The sequence below is a fragment of the Marispirochaeta aestuarii genome, from assembly GCF_002087085.1.
Lineage (GTDB): Bacteria > Spirochaetota > Spirochaetia > JC444 > Marispirochaetaceae > Marispirochaeta > Marispirochaeta aestuarii.
Window position 1 is genome coordinate 1 of the sequence record NZ_MWQY01000044.1, and the last position, 4,595, is coordinate 4,595.

General features: G+C 51.5%; 2 protein-coding genes. Both read left to right on the plus strand.

The genetic code is table 11. From position 1 onward, the window contains the following. The coding region (locus B4O97_RS18945; protein ID WP_143305832.1) for an RHS repeat domain-containing protein at positions 1–3,835 on the plus strand (3,835 nt) is incomplete at its 5' end. Continuing rightward, the gene (locus tag B4O97_RS18950; RefSeq protein WP_083053091.1) at positions 3,822–4,427 is read left to right on the plus strand and encodes a hypothetical protein; all 606 of its coding nucleotides are present in this window, start codon (positions 3,822–3,824) and stop codon (positions 4,425–4,427) included. The genes B4O97_RS18945 and B4O97_RS18950, both read left to right, overlap by 14 nt. Positions 4,428–4,595 lie beyond the last annotated feature (168 nt).

The window sequence follows — 4,595 nt, forward strand, 5'->3', positions numbered from 1 at the left end:
CCTGCAGAAAACAGTGACCCTGTACGACACAACAGATTACGCCCATCGGGGCCTGGTACTGGAACAGGAAGTACTGGACGAATCCGGCTTTGTGTACCGCCGTACCGAACGCAGCTACAACTCTGTCCCGGTATACTATGCGACGAAGCATGTCGGCCGGGGAACGGTGTACGAGCAGAACCTGCAGGTCGGCTCGGTGTTCCCGCAGCTGACAGAGGAACGGACGACACAATGGGAAAAGTCGAGCGGCCCCTATGAAGGCTCAACGATTACCAGGAGCTACACCTACGACGAGTACGGGCTTGTCCGTACCATGCGTGAGAGTACCGAGAGCGGCAGCGATGAGGATACCCTCTGGCTCTCGATTGACTACGACAGGAGTACCGTACTGACCCAGGATCGCTACTGCGTGGGCCTTCCGACAGAGCTTGTCGTACAAAGCGGAGGAGAAAGCGGAAATACCCTGCGGCACCGGGAAGGAAGCTACGATGACACAGGACACCTTGTAAGCCTTACGACCTGGGAAGACGAGGATACATCATCTACAACGACCCTCACCTGGACCGAGAACGGCTTGGTACAGAGTATTATCGATCCCCGGGGAACCACTGTCCTCTACACCTACGACGATACCCTTGATCAGTTTGTGGAACGAATCGAAACCTCGGGAAGCGGCATAGCCGGGTATACAACGCAAATGGCCTGGGATTATACTCTGGGAGTGATGACCGAACGCACCGATGCCAACGGCCTGACCGAGAGAAGCGAATACGACAGCTACGGACGGCTGACTGCCGTCTATACCCCCTACGACGAGAGCATCCCGGCAGTACACTACGACTACGAGCATGCCGGGGATGCGTACTGGCGGAGCATCACCGAGAACAAGATCAGCACGGACCCTGAAAACGAGGAGACCCTCCGGACCATTATAGCAATCGACGGCCTTGGCCGAACAATCTACAGCGCCAAGAGCGGTGTGATGACCGATGAAAACGGAAGCGGCGAAACAGGCTGGAACGTAAGCGGAGCAGTCCGCTACGACAAAAAAGGACGGAGCATCGAAGAGGGGCAGCCCGGGTTCAGTCCCGGCCCTGATGACCCTGTCCCCGCAACCATGCGGAACGGGACGGTGACGGACTACGACATTCTGGACAGGCCCATACGGGTGGAACTGCCGGACGGCTCGGTCATGACCACTGAGTACGGCATAGAAGAAGGCCTCCCGAGAACCATCAGCACCGACCCGGAGGGGCGGGTAACAGAAACCCTGAGCGACCAGCGGGGACGTATCGTTGAACTGCGGAAGAAGTACCAATCCACCCTGCTCATGAAGAGCGCCTACAGCTACGACGTGCTGGGACAGCTGTGTGAAGCGGTGATACGGGATGAAAATGTAAGCGGATCACCTGAGTACAGAACGGAATACGAGTATGACCTCCGGGGCCTCCAGACCGCCGTGGAATCGGCTGACACCGGACGCACGACCTTGAGCTACGACGCGGCAGGACGCCTTGTAAAGAAGGTGAGCGCCGTACTGCGGGAAACCGGCGGAGCGGTGAACTACGAGTACGACGGCCTGGGGCGACTGATACACATCCGCTACCCCGACCCCGGTATGGATGTGAGTTATCAGTACGGAACGGCCGCCGCGGCCATCGAGTACGGGGCAGGACGGCTGTTGAGCAGAAGCGACGAATCAGGGAGCATCGACTACGAGTACGGAAAGATGGGTGAGGTTATTGCAGAGACCAGGACCCTGAGGCGCCTTGACCCCCTCTCGACCACCCGGGAGGCCCGCATCGAGTACCAGTCGAACTACCTGGGCCAGATGGAGAGCGTGAGGTATCCTGACGGAGAGGAGATCCGCTACGACTATGACGAAGGCGGGCAGGTAGTCCATGTTGAAGGCGTCCGGCCAAACGGAAGCACGACCGTATTCGTCGAGAGAATCGGTTACGACGAGTTCGGCCAGCGGAGCTATCTTGAATACGGCAACGGGGATGTGACCCGTTATACCTACGACCCCGAACGCCGCTGGCTCAGTACCTTGAACACAGAGAACCAGTGGGGACGGAACCTGCAGAACCTGAGCTACAGCTTTGACAATGTGGGAAACATCGAGGAGCGGAGAGACGCAAGCGGCAGGTACATGGGCACCCAGAGTTACAGCTACGACGGGCTCTATCAGCTGGTGGGAGAAGAGGGGACCTACGTGAACAAACCCGCCGGCCACACCAGCTGGACCGATCGCTACAGCCAGAGCTTCAGCTACGACGGCCTTGGGAATATCCTTACGAAGACCAGTACGGAAACCAGAGTCCCCTCGGCCTCTGTCCGGCCCCTGAATTACGAGCTGGACTATGAGTACGATGAACAACGTCCGCACCTTGCAACCAGGATAGGGGAGCTCTACTACAGCTACGATGCCAACGGAAATGTAACGAGGGAATCGACCCTGCCTGACGGCCAGTCCTCCGCCCATGAAGCCCCGAACCTGAGCACCATCGGGGATGTCCGCCGGGCCGACCAGGCCTTCGGCTTTATCAACGAAGTGGAAAGCGGAAACGAGAACGAGTACATCCGCAGCTTCAGCTGGGACGCGGAGAACCGCTTGAAGAGCGTCCTTACCTCCAACGGAAAGAGTGTGAAGTTTCTGTACGATGCCGACGGCAAGCGTACCACCAAGTATGCAGGGGACGGCTCCTACACCGAAGGCATAAGTGGCGAAACCCTCTACTTTAACGAATGGTGGACCGAAACCGCCGACTCCGGCAGCTTCCGCAGAGCCAAGCACATCTACGTGGGAAAGGAGCGCATCGTAACCCGCCTGAGTAACCCCTCCACGGGAGGAACTCCCTATGAAGACGTTAACACCTACTATTACCACCCCGACCACCTGGGAAGCGCCCACTGCATCACCGACCCCCAGGGAAACCCCTACGAGAGGATAGAGTATACCCCCTACGGTGAGATGTGGATCGAGATACAGGAGGATGAGGCTACAGCAAGTTATAACTACATACCCTTCCGCTTCACCGGCAAGGAGATGGACCGTGAGACCGGGCTGTATTATTACGGGGCGCGGTACCTTGATCCGAAGACGTCGAGGTGGATGAGCGGGGACCCTGCGGGGTACCAGCTAATGAATCCGATGGATGGAGAGGGGAAGCCGAGGCAGGGATACAGCATAGTTGAGGCGACGAACTGGTATTCGTATACAAATAATAATCCTATTATTTACGTTGATCCAAATGGAAATATATCAATCAAGTCAATATTTAATATCGGGCAATTAATGGTTTCTAATCCACAACCATTGGGAACACCAATGGAGGCACCACGCTCTGCATATGGAAAACAGTTTACTACCATTCAAGATTCGAGAAACGCGACCGCAAAAGTATTTAATGCAATCGGTTTCTTACCATCGGGTGTGACTCAAGTCTTATCATGGTTAGCTGTTGCTGCGGGTGCGGCTGAAGGTGACGTTAATCCAAGTGTTGTTAAGTATGAAGTACGGAAAGCTTTTATTACTGGTGCAAAAGATGAAATAAAGGTAATTGATGCGATAATTAATGGAGTCGATCCCAGTATTGACAAAGATTTTATTGATTACCTTTCTGGCCAGAAAAGCTTACTGGAAAGTGAGTTATATGCAAATCAAGAATATGATGCAGAGCAAATTGAAAAAATAAAAGACGATTTTAGGATGTACGCTGGCGAAGGAATGGGTGGCCGAGGCGGACAAATACCACAATACGAGGATAATAGACCTACATCGATACCAACTGATTCGATTGATTATTGGAAGGAATACAATGAGGCAAGGTAAGTCACACAAGAAGCCAAGGATATTCTGGATATACTATTTCTTTATTGCTCTCCCTTTCTTTGCATACAGGTTTTTCATTTGGGAGCCGAGTCCGTATAGAGAAAAACTACCGGATTGGTTTAATAGCGTTGAAAAGCAAATAACCTATTTAAATAATATAAGTCAAGAACTATATAGCAGTGATTTAAAAAAGGAAGTGGGTATAGTAGAAATCAATGTAAATCAAAATAATAATGAAATCATATTAAGTCTTGCTGGGGAAGAGTATTCAGGAAATATCGGGAAAGTCGATACTCTTTCCTATACTTATGAGAGTTTTTCTGTCGATGATCAAGTGATGGAACCTATTCAGATTGATAGTATCGTTTTATGGATTAGTGTTAACCCAGATGATTCCGCAGTTCTTATTCCATTGAATCCAGAAAGAGTGATGGAAGATGAGGATAAGAGAGTATTTTTATATCAAAATATGGATGAAAACGAATTTAGGAGAATAATAAAAGAAAGGAAAAGTCCTATGGAAATTGAAAAATCTATTTACTTCAGTATTAATGAATCAATTTACTCAGGTATTTTTATAGTTGAGCAGTGATACTGTGTCTTAAAATAACAGACAGTACAGTAATAGGATTAATCTAATAACCCACCGAATGACCGAATTGAGCCGCGTCCCGGAAAGCTTCCGGGAGGTCTGCTCCAATTGATGTAACCGTCAATTAAACCCCACCCCTGACAAGAAATCAGAGGGAAATATTCCAAG

What these genes read in the sequence shown, in the direction of transcription:
- B4O97_RS18950 (WP_083053091.1), top strand. Translation starts at nt 3,822, where the DNA reads ATGAGGCAAGGTAAGTCACACAAGAAGCCAAGGATATTCTGGATATAC.